This is a genomic window from Alicyclobacillus sp. TC (genome assembly GCF_016804365.1).
Lineage (GTDB): Bacteria > Bacillota > Bacilli > Alicyclobacillales > Alicyclobacillaceae > Alicyclobacillus_I > Alicyclobacillus_I tolerans.
This window is the reverse complement of the sequence record NZ_CP044434.1, coordinates 702,337-719,157: the sequence shown is the minus strand read 5'-3', so window position 1 is coordinate 719,157 and position 16,821 is coordinate 702,337. Positions and strand designations below refer to the sequence as shown.

18 protein-coding genes are annotated in these 16,821 nt (G+C 44.2%); 8 read left to right on the top strand and 10 right to left on the bottom strand.

Going from position 1 to position 16,821, the window contains the following annotated elements:
• Nucleotides 1–42: 42 nt before the first annotated feature.
• Nucleotides 43–1,202 (top strand): IS3 family transposase gene (locus FY534_RS03445; RefSeq protein ID WP_255567365.1). Its coding sequence is split into 2 segments (ribosomal slippage): nt 43–301 and nt 301–1,202, totalling 1,161 coding nucleotides; the frame shifts between segments, so codons are not numbered across the junction.
• 106 nt (nt 1,203–1,308) lie between these two features.
• Here FY534_RS03445 and FY534_RS03440 read toward each other — a convergent pair.
• Nucleotides 1,309–2,091, bottom strand: a complete 783-nt coding sequence (locus FY534_RS03440; RefSeq protein WP_238413645.1) for an IS3 family transposase — start codon at nt 2,089–2,091, stop codon at nt 1,309–1,311.
• Nucleotides 2,092–2,115: 24 nt separating this feature from the next.
• Here FY534_RS03440 and FY534_RS03435 point away from each other — a divergent pair, with 24 nt between their 5' ends.
• Complete coding sequence (locus FY534_RS03435; RefSeq protein WP_203114238.1) at nt 2,116–3,393, top strand: IS110 family RNA-guided transposase; 1,278 nt, start codon at nt 2,116–2,118, stop codon at nt 3,391–3,393.
• Nucleotides 3,394–3,777: 384 nt separating this feature from the next.
• Here FY534_RS03435 and FY534_RS03430 read toward each other — a convergent pair whose 3' ends face one another.
• The 9 genes from FY534_RS03430 to FY534_RS03395 all read right to left on the bottom strand — a co-directional run bounded on the left by FY534_RS03430 (nt 3,778) and on the right by FY534_RS03395 (nt 10,015).
• On the bottom strand, nt 3,778–4,113 hold the full coding sequence (locus FY534_RS03430; protein ID WP_072874689.1) for a transposase: 336 nt from the start codon (nt 4,111–4,113) through the stop codon (nt 3,778–3,780).
• 67 nt (nt 4,114–4,180) lie between these two features.
• On the bottom strand, nt 4,181–5,323 hold the full coding sequence (locus FY534_RS03425) for a histidine kinase (protein ID WP_238413720.1): 1,143 nt from the start codon (nt 5,321–5,323) through the stop codon (nt 4,181–4,183).
• A 649-nt stretch (nt 5,324–5,972) separates the two neighbouring features.
• Complete coding sequence (locus tag FY534_RS03420) at nt 5,973–6,383, bottom strand: GNAT family N-acetyltransferase (protein WP_203115227.1); 411 nt, start codon at nt 6,381–6,383, stop codon at nt 5,973–5,975.
• A gap of 160 nt (nt 6,384–6,543) precedes the next feature.
• Nucleotides 6,544–7,200, bottom strand: a complete 657-nt coding sequence (locus tag FY534_RS03415) for a class I SAM-dependent methyltransferase (protein WP_203115226.1) — start codon at nt 7,198–7,200, stop codon at nt 6,544–6,546.
• A complete protein-coding gene (locus FY534_RS14580; RefSeq protein WP_072874756.1) occupies nt 7,200–7,385 on the bottom strand; it encodes a hypothetical protein in 186 nt (61 codons plus the stop codon). Before FY534_RS14580 ends, FY534_RS03415 begins: the two co-directional genes overlap by 1 nt.
• Before the next feature lie 25 nt (nt 7,386–7,410).
• Nucleotides 7,411–7,731, bottom strand: coding sequence for an ArsR/SmtB family transcription factor (locus FY534_RS03410; RefSeq protein WP_203115225.1), 321 nt, complete (start codon nt 7,729–7,731; stop codon nt 7,411–7,413).
• A gap of 204 nt (nt 7,732–7,935) precedes the next feature.
• Nucleotides 7,936–8,712, bottom strand: a complete 777-nt coding sequence (locus tag FY534_RS03405) for an SDR family oxidoreductase (protein ID WP_203115224.1) — start codon at nt 8,710–8,712, stop codon at nt 7,936–7,938.
• 494 nt (nt 8,713–9,206) lie between these two features.
• Nucleotides 9,207–9,554 (bottom strand): MarR family winged helix-turn-helix transcriptional regulator, encoded by a 348-nt coding sequence (locus tag FY534_RS14975; protein WP_370541561.1) that lies wholly within the window; start codon nt 9,552–9,554, stop codon nt 9,207–9,209.
• Between the two features lie 89 nt (nt 9,555–9,643).
• Nucleotides 9,644–10,015: a GNAT family N-acetyltransferase gene (locus FY534_RS03395; RefSeq protein WP_203115222.1), complete on the bottom strand. Its 372-nt coding sequence runs from the start codon at nt 10,013–10,015 to the stop codon at nt 9,644–9,646.
• A gap of 530 nt (nt 10,016–10,545) precedes the next feature.
• Here FY534_RS03395 and FY534_RS03390 point away from each other — a divergent pair.
• The 6 genes from FY534_RS03390 to FY534_RS03365 are packed head-to-tail and all read left to right on the top strand — an operon-like array spanning nt 10,546 to nt 16,818.
• Nucleotides 10,546–11,571 carry a polyprenyl synthetase family protein gene (locus FY534_RS03390; protein ID WP_203115221.1) on the top strand — a complete coding sequence of 342 codons (1,026 nt, stop codon included), beginning with the start codon at nt 10,546–10,548 and terminating at the stop codon, nt 11,569–11,571.
• Nucleotides 11,572–11,610: 39 nt separating this feature from the next.
• Complete coding sequence (locus tag FY534_RS03385) at nt 11,611–12,591, top strand: phytoene/squalene synthase family protein (protein ID WP_203115220.1); 981 nt, start codon at nt 11,611–11,613, stop codon at nt 12,589–12,591.
• Nucleotides 12,588–14,090 (top strand): phytoene desaturase family protein, encoded by a 1,503-nt coding sequence (crtI, locus tag FY534_RS03380; RefSeq protein WP_203115219.1) that lies wholly within the window; start codon nt 12,588–12,590, stop codon nt 14,088–14,090. Before FY534_RS03385 ends, crtI begins: the two co-directional genes overlap by 4 nt.
• A 13-nt stretch (nt 14,091–14,103) precedes the next feature.
• Nucleotides 14,104–15,417, top strand: coding sequence for a cytochrome P450 (locus tag FY534_RS03375; protein WP_203115218.1), 1,314 nt, complete (start codon nt 14,104–14,106; stop codon nt 15,415–15,417).
• The gene (locus FY534_RS03370) at nt 15,414–16,229 is read left to right on the top strand and encodes a lycopene cyclase domain-containing protein (RefSeq protein ID WP_203115217.1); all 816 of its coding nucleotides are present in this window, start codon (nt 15,414–15,416) and stop codon (nt 16,227–16,229) included. Before FY534_RS03375 ends, FY534_RS03370 begins: the two co-directional genes overlap by 4 nt.
• A gap of 10 nt (nt 16,230–16,239) precedes the next feature.
• The gene (locus tag FY534_RS03365) at nt 16,240–16,818 is read left to right on the top strand and encodes a glycerol-3-phosphate acyltransferase (RefSeq protein ID WP_203115216.1); all 579 of its coding nucleotides are present in this window, start codon (nt 16,240–16,242) and stop codon (nt 16,816–16,818) included.
• Nucleotides 16,819–16,821 lie beyond the last annotated feature (3 nt).

Below are 16,821 nucleotides of genomic sequence, written 5' to 3'. Positions count from 1 at the left end.
AATCGAGAATGTAAAAATAAGTTGAATTCGAGGTGAGCCCTTGTGACACAGAAGTACGACAAAGAATTTAAACTGCACGCAGTAGAGTTGGCGCTCGAGAGTGACAGACCGGCGAGCGAAGTGGCTCGTGATCTCGGGATTTCCCCGAAGAGCTTGTATGGGTGGATCGCCAAGTATCGTGAGGATCCCGATCACCCCTTTGTTGGAAGTGGACACCTGCGCCCGGATGCACAAGCCCAACGCGATTTGGAGCGGGAAAACCGACGTTTGCGCGAGGAGAACGAGATCTTAAAAAAAGCTGTGCGCATCTTCACGCACGACCGGAAGTAGCCTTCGCTTGGATCCATGCACACCGCTCCGAGCTTTCGGTTCAGAAGATGTGCCAACTCCTACGGGTTTCTCGGAGCGGGTATTACGCCTGGTGCAAACGCCCGGAAAGCCAACGTGCGAAGCGACGCAAGCGCTTGATTCGACGGATTCACGAGTTGTTTGTGGAGTCCAGGCGCTTGTACGGCAGTCCGAAGATTACGGCACTTCTTCGTCGAGAAGGAGAACGCATTGCTCAAAAGACCGTGGCGCGTTGGATGAAAGAACACGGCCTCCGAAGCCGGACGGTGCGCAAGCACAAGGCCACCACGGCGTCGCAACACACGTATCCTGTGCACAAGAACGTGCTCGACCAACGCTTTGTGACGGAGCATCCCGGTCAGGTGTACATGGCCGATATCACGTACATCCCGACCGACGAGGGGTGGGTGTATCTGGCGAGCGTGGAGGACTTGTATACTCGAAAGATCGTCGGATGGCGTGCGGATGCACGCATGACGAAAGAACTTTGCTTGGACGCACTTGATCAGGCCTATCGACGAGGACGGCGCAGAGAAGGATGTGTCACGCTCCATCATTCGGATCGCGGTAGCCAATACGCGTCGCACGAGTATCAAGATCGCCTACGAGCGTATGGTATGGTGCCAAGCATGAGTCGAAAGGGAAACTGTTATGACAATGCCTGCATGGAATCCTTTCACAGCGTTCTCAAGCGGGAACTCATCTATCTGGAGCGATTCAAAACGCGTGCGGAGGCCATCCAGCGGATTTTTGAGTACATCGAAGTCTGGTTCAACCGAAAGCGAATCCACGCATCCATCGGATACCATACCCCGGACGAATGGGAGCGGTGTTATTTTGCGAATACGGGTTGAGGACGAGATAACCGCTCATACCGAAGGGCTTGATGTGGAGAAGCGGGCATGATAGCCTGGCAGGCTTTACGAGGGCGAGCGTCGCTCGGCTGCACAAAACGCGAAGTCATGCCCGCAGAGGCTCCATGTCAAGCCCTGACCGCCAATATCGACGCCGATCCGTGCACATTGAACAACATTCTCGGTTTTGGGGTGTCCACAAACTTGACTTAACACCACGTTTCCAGAGCGCACTTTTCAGTGTATTTGCAGCATCTGTAGCCTCGCAGCGCAACCCAATATGGTAGTCCACAATTTGTCTGTCATACACATCAATATACGACAGCACGAAGAAGAATCGATCTTCACCCGTAATATAGCCATACTTAATATCCACTTCGAACAATTGATTCGGACCCGTGATATCTCGGTTTCTAGCCAATTTCCGAGGATGCTTTTCCTTCAATTTGCGTTGTGGCTTAAGGATCTTCAATTCCTTGCAAAGCCGATATACCTTTTTCTTGTTGATAACCAACTGGTACTTTCTCTTTAATAAATAGGTTAACTTGAGATATCCATAGGCAAAACCATCTCCTTCTATTTCATTCATAATCCATTCCTTGGCCTGCTCGTCACTTACCTTGCTGCCATCTTGTGTATAGGTATATTCGGTTACAGGACGCCCTCCAGCAGTCGTTCTCGGCTGTGGTTCATGTGTCTGCTGATAGTAATAGGTGGACCTAGAAACCCCCACGATGCGCAGCACGATGGTGACTGAATACCCGGCTGTGATCCACTTGTGTGCAATAGCTATTTTATCCGCAAACATTCCTGTAGAAGCTAAGAAATAGAGTTTGTAGAAATAATAACGCCCCGATACGATAAGTGTGTACTGGGTCGTAGCCCTCAATAACCCATCGTAGGAGGCGTTAATATGAAGTCTAGACTGGTTAAAGTGCAGAATCAACGCGTGGAACGAATTTCCACTACAACCCTTGTCATTGGTATCGACATCGCCAAGGAGAGACACGCTGCACAAGCTATTAACTTTAGAGGAATCGTCCTCAGCAACAAGCCTATTATATTCTCAAATGACCGCTCCGGTTTTGAGTATCTGGAACGAACAATTCGCAAGCTACAGACAACCCATGGCATGGACGACGTCATCATAGGTATGGAGAGCACCGGACATTACTGGTTTAACCTTGCTAACTGGCTTGTTAAACAAGGTATCGACGTTGTACTCGTGAATCCACTGACCACCAAAAGAAACAAGGAAAACAGAGATAATTCGCCTTCCAAAAATGACCCCAAGGATGCACTGGTCATTGCAGATGCCGTCAGTCGTGGATACTACGCCTCCTTTTCCCCAAAAGACGAAGCATTCCGGCGGATCCGAGTCGTCGTCACAAACAGGGAGCACTGGGTGATCGAACGTGGACGGATCGAAAACCGTATCCATCGTTGGCTGGATATTCGTTTCCCTGAGTATGGACAAGCATTTGAGGATATTTTCAGTGCTCGTTCCCTAGCGACATTGCGCCGGTTCTCGACGCCGTCTGACTTGCTACAGCTTACTCCAGAACGAATGATAGAAATCTGGGGAGAGTACATGTCGAGACCTGGTGGTTTGCGTGGAAAACGTAAGGCGATTGAACTTCTTGAGTTAGCCAGACACAGTGTTGGAGACACTTTCGCCCTGGAGGAAGACAAATGGGAACTAACACATTTGGTGGATGAGTACGAACGAATTCAGAGGATTGTTGAGGAAGCTGACGAGATGATTAAGAAGATGCTGCCCGAGATTCCTGGTTCAGAACTCGTTCTGTCCGTCGGGGTATCTGCTCCTGCAACGGCTGCCATTTTAGCCTTTGGCGGTGATTTAAGTAAGCTGTCTCATGGAAACCAGTTGCTGCGAAAAGCCGGTTTGAACCTCGCTGAGAAGAGTTCTGGTAAATACAAGGGGAAAATAAAGCTCACAAAGCGAGGCAATTCGCTACTACGCAAGCACCTCTACTTCACTGTGTTTCGCCTGCTGTCCCACAATTCTGCGTTTCAAGCCCTGCATACACACAACATTGAAGTGAAACGGATGACCAAGATGCAATCCATCATGAAATTAATCGGTAAACTGGCTCGAATGCTCGTCGCTATGGCCAGACAAGGGGAAGAATTCAGTTTAGATAAAGCCCAACTTACGTTAGCAGCTTAAGAAACCTGAGGGTCTCGACACGTAGATTGGCTCATTCGCAGGATTTCACAAAGAAAGCACGGAGTACCAAGAAACCCTCACTTTAGGGCAAAGCAGACCCGTTCCGCAAACGTTGATTGGACTCCACACCTTGGATAGATAGGACGAAGGAATGTAAGGGCGTAGACCCGTCGAGATTTGGGAGAGTGAATCCCAGGGACCTTGTGGAGAGAAGCGTGCAGCAAAGGACCTATATGGAAGATGCTGTTAAAACGCACTGCACCTTCTGTTCCCGCACGCGCTCGAACGGTTCTGCCTTACGAGGTATCTCCTCATTCCCAATCCATCTTATAACTAGGTTAATGAAATCCTGCGAATGAGCGAGCATTCGTGAGAAAAGGCTAATCATCTGAGGGAGTGAGGGTTGGCTTTTTTTAACAGGTCACGCAAAATGTGATTTTCGAGTGCCTGATCAGCTAATGCCTTTCGTAATTTATCATTCTCAGAAGCCAACTCTGAACGCTCTTCAACGACCTGTTGGTAATCATCTGAAGTGACATGTGTTGGTATACCTTTTGATTTTCCAGGCGTTATACCTGTCTTCTTAAACTCACGAGTCCATCTACCAACCATATTGGCATTTAGATCGTGCTTCCTTGCCACAATAGTAGGACTACCAGTTTCCAGACATTCCTGGACGATCTGTTGCTTGAACTGTGATGAAAATTTCCGTCGTTCCATATAGACAACCTCCTGTTGCTTCTAGTCTCCTATACTTTAGAGAGGTTGTCCAACCTGATTTCGGGGCTTAAGAGTAACCCAGCCTATTTACGAGGTTCTCCTGTTCATCTGTGGAACTGACTTCACACTGACGAATCAGATGAAAGAGCGACTGCAACGCACCGTCGTGCAACTCGCGAGATAACCGCGCACGCTCCTGCTCTTCACTTTGCATTAAGCGAAGATGCAAGATTCGGCGCTCCTGCTCTGAAACTTCCAAGCGTTTAATTCGAGCATTCAAGTCCTCCACCAACTGGAAATTGACCAATGCCACTGCCGCTTGATGGGCAATGGTCATCAGCAGATCTCGATCAATGGTGCGCAACTGAGTCTTACTTCTCTTACACGATAGTAAAATAGCGCCGACATTTTGCTCCTTCACGGTCATCAAGGAAATGTGCGTGACCGTCGGCGGATATGCGTTTACTTTCGACAAATCTATATCTTCTAGGGTTCCTATCGCCGTGAGAATTGTCGGAGGAGTGGTTAGGTGTGAGACCACGGCGCATCCATCCAGATTTAAGCATTCGGTCAAACGAATTGAGAGCATCTTAGCAAGCTCAGTGGCATCTTGAAATGACGTGATATCCGCAGCTAGTTTACTCAAGAGCCCTCGGAAATCATAGAGGTCTCGATACACTACAAAGTCGGTTAACCTTCTTGATAAGAAAACCGCAGGGATAAAACTCAATGCCACGACCACTGATATACCTATCACGAGTAGGACATTTTGCGACTGTGCACCAATTCGGGCAATAACGTAGAATATTCCAATATATGTTGCAGTAAGTGCGACTATTACTATTGAATATACGAAACCTCGCTGAAGTTCAACGTCCATGAAACGCCCACGGAAAATGGCTACAAATACTGTTATGGGTAGGATGAGTGACGACAACAACCATATTGGAGAATTGTTGATTCTGAAACCGACAAGACTGATGACTAACAGTATAGCAAATTGAAACAGTGCACCAAAAAACACTACTGATATTTGCCACTTTCTATGAGCATTAGGTTCATATAGCCAGAGATAAACGATTATCCCTACAATGCAGATCGTGTCTGCTACGATGAACACATAGCCAATTGTGAGCGGCTTATAAATCAATTTGCCAGTCAACCATTCAAAAGCCGTTAGACCCAGTACGCTACCGCTCAAACAGTACACCAAGTATAGGACCTTCCGGACCCGGTCTTTCAGCGACGACATCGTAGACACCGAGTTCACGAAGAACGCAGACAGTAAGGCTCCTGTTATCTTTGTAACATTGAGTGCCCCAAACTTATGGAGGCAGGCCAAAAGTGAAAATAACACCAAGTTTGACGCTGTGACGTTGAGGAGCAAGCAGGCCAACGAGGAATGCTGCGATGAGTACAAATATGTGGAGGACCCGACCATCCAAAATACCATCGAAACTAGAACCACCACCGCACGCACACTGAATCGAGTTTGCGGAGGCAGTGCGTATTGTATATAGACGAGTCCAGCAAGGATGACTAATGAGGCACTGTAATATATAATGTGCCTATACATCTTTTGTACCGACAACTGTCCCTCCAGCATAATTATCACTTTCCTTTATGGAACGAACAATTGAACTATTCTGTTCAATGTGCTCTCAGTAATTCTATAATTGAAAATATCGAAAATGTAGTCCAAATCAAAGCCCCAAATGATAGCTAACTCGGGATCTCTTGTGGAGCTAGACTGACCGATTGCGCAAGATTCCGAAAGTATACGCCACCGTATCATCATACAACAGATGGAACTCAGGGAATTTGAATTTTTGCTCCCTTATGCGACAGAGGAAAGTGAATTATACCAACGCTTTAGTGAAAAGTATCTCCAACGGCTCGTTCCGCAGCAACAAACAACCTGCGTCTCGATACCCTAACTTTCTATAGAAGTGCTGAGCGTCTTCATTCGACAATGTAGATGTCATCACGAGGTCGAAACCTTTCTGTTTCATGTCATTTTCCCAGAACAGAATTACTTGCTTCCCAACACCATTTCCTCGATGTTGCTCGTTAACCCAAATCATGTTCAAGAATGGTGTATTGTCCCAGAAGTACCCATATCTCAACCATCCGATGCGACTATCGTCTTCGTTTCGCAGTATGAAAATCTCTTTTTGCTTTATTTTTGTTGAGATCAAGCTCTCCAAAATGTGATGGTCTCGGTCTCGTATGTATTCATAATCCGAATCCGTTGCATAAACAATCTTCAAAATTCCTCCCCCTTTTTTCACCGACTAACACCGAGTTGTTCTTCAACAAAGCTGCCTGATAACGATATAACCCAGAAAATCCCTGTTTAGATATTTATGCAATCATGAGGAAGGAGCTTTCTTCGGCATCAGGCCCCGAAAGTTCAAGAACAGATTGTGATCAGTTTTTCCTTAAAGTAACCTGATACAGTCGCCTTGGCAATCCGCCCTCTTCAAATTCATGAATGTCAACAATCTGATAACCATATGTCAACTCTTCAATTTTGGCTTTATCAAAAAAATGAACAATAAAGCCCCCTACTTCATACATGTCTTCTCCTCGATGAATGCCTTGCCCATAGTGAGCATCCCCTTTATGACGTACCGTATAAATGTTGTACCCACTAGGACGAAGAACTTTTCTAACCTGATCATTGAGGCTAGACAGTTCGGAAGTCGTCAAAGCCATACAATACAACATATGTGAATAACAACCATCAAAGGAGTTATTTTGTATCGGAAATGGTTGGCGTACATCATGTTGTGTAACGGTAATTCGGTCTAATACACCCTGGTTATACGCTTTTTGTCGTATCCTATCTACGCCTTCTTTGGTATATTCAAGAGCGTGTACCGTAAATCCATTTCGGGCAAAGAATAACGTGTCACGCCCCTGTCCTGCACCTAACTCTAGAATATGTGTTTGACCATGAGACTTAAATATCTCAGCAGCTCTCACGGCGGCTTCGCTTGGTGAATCCCCAAACATTTCCTTATTCTTCCCGAAAGCCTGTTCCCAATAGGGGTGTTGCCCATTTAAAACATCAGATCCCTTCATCAGAAATCCTCCTTGTTTCTTTGCTGTTTTAGTTCTTTAATATCAGGACGTAATCCACGGATTTCACGCATCACTTCAGATAAATCATTATAGTGATGGTTATTGTGCCTTCCCATTATGATACGTCTCATAAAGAACATCATCATGACCATCATTAAAATACCTAGAATCGGTACAGTATGCATACTCCCCCATCCGCCGTACCCACCATCATTGTTGTATTACCTCCTGTTCGCTGCAATAAATTCCTTTTTTCGAAATATCTCTTGAAATAAATTCATGACAGAGTCGAACCATATCAAGAATGATTTCATTTGATAAACAGTAATATCGAGATGTAGCACAAATCTCCTGACGAACAATACCAGCCCGGCGAAGAGCTTTTAAGTGATGAGATGTCAATGGTTGGGACATCCCAACCGTCTCTGATATTTCATTGACGCTTTGACATCTAGTGGATAACCCTTGGATAATCCTTAAACGGTTTGGATCGGAAAGAGCCTTAAAAACATCATGAGCATCGCAGATCATGTATGGGATACCTCCCCCAAAATACAAACTTATTTTTATATTAATATATATTGATATATTATACAATCGAAGATAACTGACCTAATTCGCAAGATTCCGAAAGTGTACGCCATCATATATTCATATTACAGGTGGGCACAGGGAACTTGAATTTTTGCGCCCTTTAGTTGAAGAACACTGCAGGGAGCGATCGAGAATGCTACATCACCAGAAGCCACCATCGGAGTGAATAATTTGCCCGGTAATCCATTCGGACTCATCACTCGCAAGAAAAACGATTAACTTTGCCACATCACGTGGTTCCCCAATTCGACCCATCGGGAATTTTGGCAATAAAAACTCTTTTAATTCGCTACTCATCCACCCAGAGTCTGTCGGTCCAGGATCTACAGCATTAACCGTGATTTTAAGTGGTGCCAATTCGAGAGCGACTGTTTCGGTAAAAGTGGAAATCGCACCTTTTGTTGAAACGTATGCCAAATTACCCCGCTCAGGTGATTTGTCTTGCCCTGACACCATGTTAATGATTCGCCCACCATGTTTGCCCTCAATTTGGCGAGCAAACTCTACAGTTAAAAGACACGTTCCACTTACATTCACACTGTAATGAGCATCGAGAATTTCCGCACTAATCGAACGAAAATCCACGTCAACACAATGTGTCGCATTATTAACAAGAATTGATGGAGAACCTAATTTCTCATGAACTTCATCGAGCAGTTGTCTCGGGGCATCTGGTTGCGATAAGTCCAATTCCATCGATTCGCATCGGACTCCAAGGCTTCGGATCTCCTTCATCAAATGCTGTGACCAAGCGGAATCATCCTCAATGAAATACTTCATCTGGCGGTCATACCTTGACCAATGAGTAAAAAAAATATCTGCTCCTTCTCTGGCTAATTCTCGACATATTGCAGTACCAATTCCGTTTACTCGGCTGGCACCAGTAACAATCGCAATCTTATTCGTTAATCGTTTCATAAAAAGCATCCCCTTTTTAGAAACGCTGAACAAGCACTATTGGAGATATAGTTCACCAAGCAAAAAAGACGAATACCGACATAGGCATTCGCTTGGCGTTTGGCATTTATAGCACAAGACCCCAGCGTTCCTATAATGGTATGAGTGAATATGGACACAATTAACCCCTTCAACCAAAGGAAGCAACTATATCCATACAGTTACTCAGCCATTAAAGGATATCTCCCATTAAGGTCCATGCTCCTTCCGTACATCTCCACCACTATATGGTACCTTGTTAGGCGAATTTGGTAATGAGTCAAAATGGATTATCATGCCCATTCCTCTCTATAACCTTTCGTTTTCTCCCTCATTCTAGCTTATTCGCAGTTTTTCATGTCTGACTATTATGGGCAAAGCCACAATCCATCCATCAATCCCAGGAAATTGTTTTGAGATAGCTGTCACTATTGCAATGACCAGTGCAGACACTATCACTATTACAAGAATCGCAATCATTTCTCCTCACCCCGTACAGCCTTTAGAAGCGATGTTAGCCCTTGGAGGATCCGATTATGCTCCTCTTCCGAAACTTGCTCTAACCTGACGCTAAGATGGTCGACATCAAGACCCGTATGTTGAAGCACCACCAATCGACCAGCCTCCGTCAATTGCACTTTAACGACCCGTTCGTCGTCACTGCGCCTATGCTTCTCAAGGAGCTTCTTCTGTCTCAGTCTCCGTACTATTTCCGAAGCGGTGTTCTGGGCACAGCCCAGATGGCTGGATATCTGTTGGATGGTGGTGGAACCGCTCATCTGGACGTACTGGAGTGCTCGTACAGATTGGTGAGATAACTCCATGTCATAGGTTCGATGACAGTGGAAATAGATTGCGGAAGAGGTCATATAAGAATGATTGGCTCATAAAGGAGACTTCTAAACGGCGAGGATTATCCGAATACCGGACCAACGATGCTAAACAAACAATTACGTTGACCAGGCAAGCAGGTAGCCCCAAGAACCATCACCGGAGAGACCATCTTTTCGCTGAACCCTGATTTCGATAGCCGTGCCATAAAGGAAGTCTGCTCGCTTGGCACATCGGTCCGGACTCTCCCATTCCAATCTAAACAAAGGCTTTGAACAAGATGCAGAGCCGCCTCTTGATTCTCTGCAATCACGGGTCCAACAACAAGAAGATCGTTTCTTTTCACAGACAGCGCAAAGCCACAAACAGTATCACGTTCGTCACGTAACACCATGCCTGCGTGCATGTTACGGTACAGTGCTTTATAGACATCATGTCTGTCTGCTCCAAACACGGTTTCTCTTCAGCCCCATTGTATAATTGAACAAGCCCTGATGTTTGTAGAAGGATAGCCTCAGGAGGGATTGTTCATGGTCAGGCGTTAGTTTGTTTTCCCAGAAGTTTAAGGAACAAGGTTGTGAAGGAAAGTTTGGAGTCTGACCATGTGTCCATCGTTGCTCGCAAACATGAGTTTCGTGCCAATGTTAGGACAAGTATATCAACATGAACCTAGCATTCAAATAGATAATTAGAATCTTTCCGAAAGACAGATTTTCACAACCAAAACTGTATATGATTTTGACAAATAAATTTAAAAAAATTAGAATATCATTAATCTTCTCTATTGCAGGAAATACCTTTGATATGACAATATTGGATTACATTCCTGTGAACGGTACTCTCAATTCACACCATACCATTCAACATCAACAAAATCTATCAATCCATTTCCTTTTAAATTCATTTCATAAGCTTATACCCAAAATTAAAGTTGAGTACATGTGATAATCATCTGGTCTAAAAACCATTGAGAAGGTGGAGTATATGCCTAAAACTGCAGCGTCCCTTGTCCAAATGCGAAAAGCAATCGACCAAACGCTATGGGTACTCACTAGTCGACTCGGCGAAAATCAATCTCAACTTTCTCAAATGACTCGATACCATTTAGGTTATGACAACAATGCCGGTGCGGGCTACAAATCAACAGATAGTTGGAGTAAACGGACACGTCCTATTCTCCTTTTATTAGTCTATGCCGCCCTGGTCAGTGAATGGGTGCCTGCTATCCCCGCAGCTGCCGCCATTGAATGCGTACACAGCTTCTCCCTCATTCATGACGATATCCAAGATGAATCGCCTATACGTCGAGGTCGTCCTGCAGTTTGGAACGTTTGGGGTGTTCATCGAGCCATAAATGCAGGCGATGCCTTATTTGCATTAGCATTCGAATCGTTAAATCTGCTACGCTCTGACTTTCCAGCAGAGAGCGTATTGGACATCTATGAAACATTATCAATGACATGTATCTCACTAAGCAACGGACAACAACTGGACATGGAATATGAACAAATTGACGATGTTACTTTGTCACAGTACTTTAAATTAATAGAACTTAAAACCGGGACATTGTTTGGTCTTAGTTTTGAGATTTCCGCTATTCTCGCAGGTTGTAGTCCTGAAAAACGTTTGATCTTGCGAAAAGCCGGGAGAAAACTAGGAGTTCTTTTTCAAATCCAAGATGATTTTCGAGATCTTTTTGAAGTTGAAAGGAACCTTGGCAAACCAACTGGACAGGATACACTGAGAAGGAAAAAAACTTTACCCGTATTACTAGGGCTTAAAGCACAAAAACATTTTTATTCACTTTGGAACTCAGAAGCTCTACAAAGCGAAATGACACAGTCCGATTGGCAGATAGCGCTTATGGAAGACGATATTTTAGAAGAATCTCTATCGATTCAACGAAACTTGCAAACAGAAATCCTCCAATATCTTGAACACGTAGAATGGAACGAACCATGGAAGAGTGAACTATTCCAATGTCTTTACAGATTGATGGAAATTCACTAAATCATACAAGAAATCCTGCGAGAGAAGGCGATTCGTCTCGTGTTGTCAGGGGTCCATTCCATTGAAAAATTGACAAATCGTGCAATTCAAGAAATTCAACAGATGCAGGTATACAAAGAAGATTACCTGTCTATCCAGGAAAGCGTAACTGATTTATCGCAGATCATCCAATCTAATAGTGTGACGTTTTCCCTAGCTGCCAAGGTTCTACCGCGCAGGAAACGTCAAGCCATCTATTCCTTCTATGCATTTTGCCGTACTGCTGACGATCTCGCTGATTTACATGATCTCTCAGGTAAAGAAACTCTATCCTGCTGGCTTGAGACGATTTCAAATCATTGTCCATCGGCTAAGCCACATCCAATTCTTGAAGAATGGCTTAGAACAAGTGCAGAATATCGAATTCCACTTACATTTAGTTCTGATCTTTTACAAACTTTATTGCAGGATTTTGAGCAAACTCGATATGAATCGTTTGATGATTTAATTCATTATTGTTACGGTGTGGCCTCCACAGTTGGCCTGATTTCCATGCACATCTTCGGATTTTCGAGTCTAAAGGCTGTTCAATACGCTATTGAACTTGGCATAGCTCTACAAATCACCAATATCTTGCGCGATGTACGTGAAGATTTCGAGCGAGGACGCATTTATTTACCGCAAGACGAACTGGCTCATTTCCAGATTGATGAAGCGGCAATCAATCGTCAGAAGGTATCAAGCAACTGGAGAAGCTTTATGCAATTTCAAATTGCGAGAAACCGTCAACTGTACAAATCCGCTTTGCCAGGTATTGCGTATCTCCATATGAGTGCACGTTTACCAGTTGCTCTTTCAGCAGTTTGGTATCGAGACATCCTTCGTGATATAGAGCGACATTCATACGATGTATTTTCTCGACGCTCTCACGCCTCATGGCGGCGCAAGTTGATCACGGCGACCGTCGAAGCTTTACCCTTAGTCGTCAGATACGCTGCAAAAATGGACAAGAACATCCACGAAGGGCGGTTAAATGTGTGAAGAAAAAAGTTGTCGCAGTCATTGGCAGTGGATTTGGCGGTTTGGCAACAGCCATTCGTCTGGCTTCACATGATTTGGAGGTTCATCTATTTGAAAAACATCCTGACCCAGGTGGACGAGCGCGCACATTTCATATGGACGAATTTCGATTTGATGGCGGACCTACAGTACTGACTGCTCCTTGGATGTTTGACGAATTATTCGAGCTGGCCAATCAAGAACGCAGTAAGAATATTACTTTTTTACCTGTCGATCCGTTTTACCATATCTTTGACTGGAATGGACGAAATTTTGTCTATAATGCCGATATCCCCTTTGTAATGGAGCAAATCAGAAAATTTCGCGCCAGTGATACCGACGGCTACCTGAACTTGCTTAAAGCTGCCGAACCCATGTTTGAAAAAGGTTTTCTTCAATTAGGCCAAGAACCTTTTCTGAAATTAAATTCCATGTTAAGCATAGCACCGAATCTTTTACGATTGCGTGCTCATGAATCTGTCTATCGTTTTGTTTCAAGACATATTGAAGACAACTTTCTAAGAATGTGTTTCTCTTTCCACCCTCTTTTTATTGGCGGTAATCCGCTTCGAGTCTCTTCCATTTATACCATGATCCATCTTATCGAACGCGCTTGGGGTGTATGGTATCCAAAAGGTGGCATGGGACAACTCATCAATGCGCTCGTCCAACTCTTTCAGCAAATGGGCGGAAATATTCATTTCCAAACTGAAATACAGCGTATTACAACCCAACATGGTCGAGTCACCGGATTACTCTTAAAAAATGGGGAAAAATTCTCGGCAGATTATGTTGTCTCCAATGCCGATGTTCCTACCACATATTTGTCATTATTGGAAGACCGAGATCGAGCATGGAGACATCATCGCCTACGCTATGAACGATTTTCCAGATACAGTATGTCGCTTGTTGTATGGTATTTTGCGCTCAACAAAAAATTTACGGACAATCCACTAGGCCATCATAATATTGTTTTTGGTCCAAGATTTGGCGGCCTGATCCATGACATCTTTGTTTCTCATCGACTGGCAGAAGATTTTTCTATGTATATTCATCTGCCCACACGTACTGACCCCTCCATGGCTCCAGAAGCACATGAGACGATGTATGTGCTGGTTCCCGTTCCGAACCAGCTCTCCAACATTGACTGGTATGAAGCGTTGCCTAGATTAGAAGAACGCGTCACGCAAGTGATTGATCAACATTTTATGCCTGGATTGAAACGTCATATTGTCAAGCGGCATGTGATTGATCCCAATTATTTTGAGCATGAACTGAACACCTATCTTGGAACGGGATTTTCACTTGAACCACATCTGACTCAATCCGCTTGGTTTAGGCCGCATAACGCATCAGAAACCGTAAAAGGTTTATACCTAGTGGGAGCAGGAACCCATCCTGGCGCTGGTATTCCAGGAGTACTGCTGTCGGCCAAAATTGTACATAAGCTGATTCTTGATGATATTGAACAATCGAACTAAGGAGGTCAACAGAATGACCGATCATGAATGGGGCGATATTCCTTCCACACGTGATTTGCAAGCAAAATCCGGGCTTTTAGCGCTAAAATCTATGGTCAAGGCTCCCGGCTGTCCATTGGAAGGATTGCACACCATTCATACTTCCTTGGGACACGATATCTTTCGATTGCAAATTCCCAAATTTTCGACCGTAATTGTTGCCTCCCCAGAAAACGCCAAGCGCCTCTTGGTCACTGATGCTGTTTCTTTTACAACAAGAATGGAGACCGACCCAGTAACGAAACTTTTCGGAGACGGGTTGCTCGTCCTTGACGATCATAGACATGCAGAGGTCAAATCATTGCTAATGCAAGCGACACCAGAGTCTAAATTGGAATATTTTCTTCAAGAAACCGAGCATTCTTTAGATAGAACGATTCAGAGTTGGATACGTTCTCAAACAATCAATGTCAACTCTGCAGTAAGGAAATACGCTTGGGAAACACTGGAAAATGTGTATTTTAACCATCAATTATCAGAAGAGGAAAAAAGAACTTACTTTCCACTACTTATGCAGGCTGTTCACTATATTGGCCCCGGATGGTGGTTGCTTTCCGGAAAATCTTCTCTGCCAAAATCGTTATTACGATTACGCCATCACCTTGAAACTTTAGCTCAACAAGCTGTAAAAGCTCCATCTGCCCCAGTCAAAGCAATTGATTTTCTCTCTCAATCCCTGACCGATGCATATGGTGAATCATTTGTCACTGATCAACTCATGACCTTGCTCATTGCTGGTCACGACACTGTGACCTCACTCTTGGCTTGGTCTATTGCACTGCTAGCAAAATTCCCAGAATGGCAGAAACGCATACGTAAGGAAATTTGCAACGAAATGGGAGATTCATTGGCTAATGTCCGTACTGCAAATCAATTACATTTTTTAGATCAATTTATAAAAGAAGTGTTACGTCTTTATCCACCCATTCATTCTGGAATCCGCACCAAGCGGTGCCCAAGAACAAAAGAGAGCACACAGAGCCTCCAAGAGCGTGTGATGTTGAGTTACTATTTGCTGCATCGGCATGAGAACTACTGGGAGCGTCCACTGGAGTTTGATCCCATGCGATGGCATGAACATTTTCGACCAACACCATACACCTATCTGCCCTTTGGAGCTGGCAAACGATTCTGCCCAGGAGCGACTTTTGCCAAACTGCAAGTCAAGTGGATGTTGGCTCGCTTGTTGCAACAAGCTTCCATACAAGCAAATCGTCACATTCCGCGTCAAAAAATGCGAGCAGCTCTTGAGCCACAACGATTCGTCGTAGAGGTGTTTCCCATATGAGCTACCTTTCATTCCTGCTTACTTTTATTTTAAGTGCTAATATTTTGTTGTTTCTGTTGTTGCAGAAACGAAAGAGAGGAGCCAAGTATGATTCATCAATTCAGTGGAATCATCGAAATCGGCGATTATTATTCATCCTTCTCTTCATAATTATCATTCTCTACACAACCCCTTGGGATTCATTTCTCATTCACAAGGGCGTATGGAACTATCATCGCAATCAAGTGATAGGAATCACGGTCTATGGTGTGCCTATTGAAGAAATTACCTTCTATATTTTACAGACTATACTGATCTTACAGTGGTTTACGTTGATACAATTCAATATTCCTGTTTTACATCCTCAAATGTATTCCAAATGGAAAACACGATTAGCATCCATCATCATCTGGGTTTTTTGGTTTGGTATTGCGATCACGCTCTATTTTGTCTTGAATCACAGACTCTCGTCTCACCTTACATATCTATCCCTACTTGGCAGTTGGGCTCTTTTTCCGTTAGGAATTCAAATGCTATACAATGCTAAGCTTCTCTTGGCGAATAGCAAACTGCTCTTTTGGGTTATTTTCCCACCCACTCTCTACCTTTCGGTATGTGATAGTGTTGCTATTCACCAAGGGATCTGGTACTTTCATCAATCTCGTATTCTTGATTTAACTGTCTATGGTGTTCCTATTGAAGAAATCATTTTTTTTCTGTTGACCAATACTCTTGTTTCCTGGTCAGCCATTCTTGTCTGGCCCAAAGAAAAATCAATTTCTCCACGCAATGTAAAGATTCTTACAGCATTTTCAGATGCTCCACATAAATGAGGGAAAAAAATTGAAAGAGAATCTGCTTGCCCAAATCGTGTTGCTTATAATCGGTGGTTTTTTTCTAGGTTCGTTACCTTGGTCAGTCTGGCTATCCAAGTTCAAATCTGCTGACCCCCGCTTGGTTGGTGATGGCAATCCAGGGGCTTTTAATACTTGGAAAGCTTCAGGAAAATGGATTGGAACGATTGTGTTATTACTGGATATAGCGAAAGGATATTTGCCCGCACATGTGGCTCAACTGGAACTCTCTTGGGGATGGTGGATCCCCTTTATTGCCAGTTCGCCGATTTATGGACATCGCTGGAGCCCATTCTTACGTGGTAAAGGAGGAATTGGTTTGGCTGCCTACATAGGTTTATGGTCGGCAATGCCAGGGCCTTGGGCGTCTTTTGTACTGGGTGTATTGTTTTTGATATTTATCATGATCCTGCGTCAAGACAGATTCAAATCTGTTACCCTAGCTACCCTTTTATTCGCTCTTTATTTACTGTTTTCACCTCACGCATTAATTCTTTTGTCAACTTGGTGTTTGACAACACCGCTGCTTTGGTTTGGCTACAAACGGCCAAAAACTGTGTTAAATTGATCA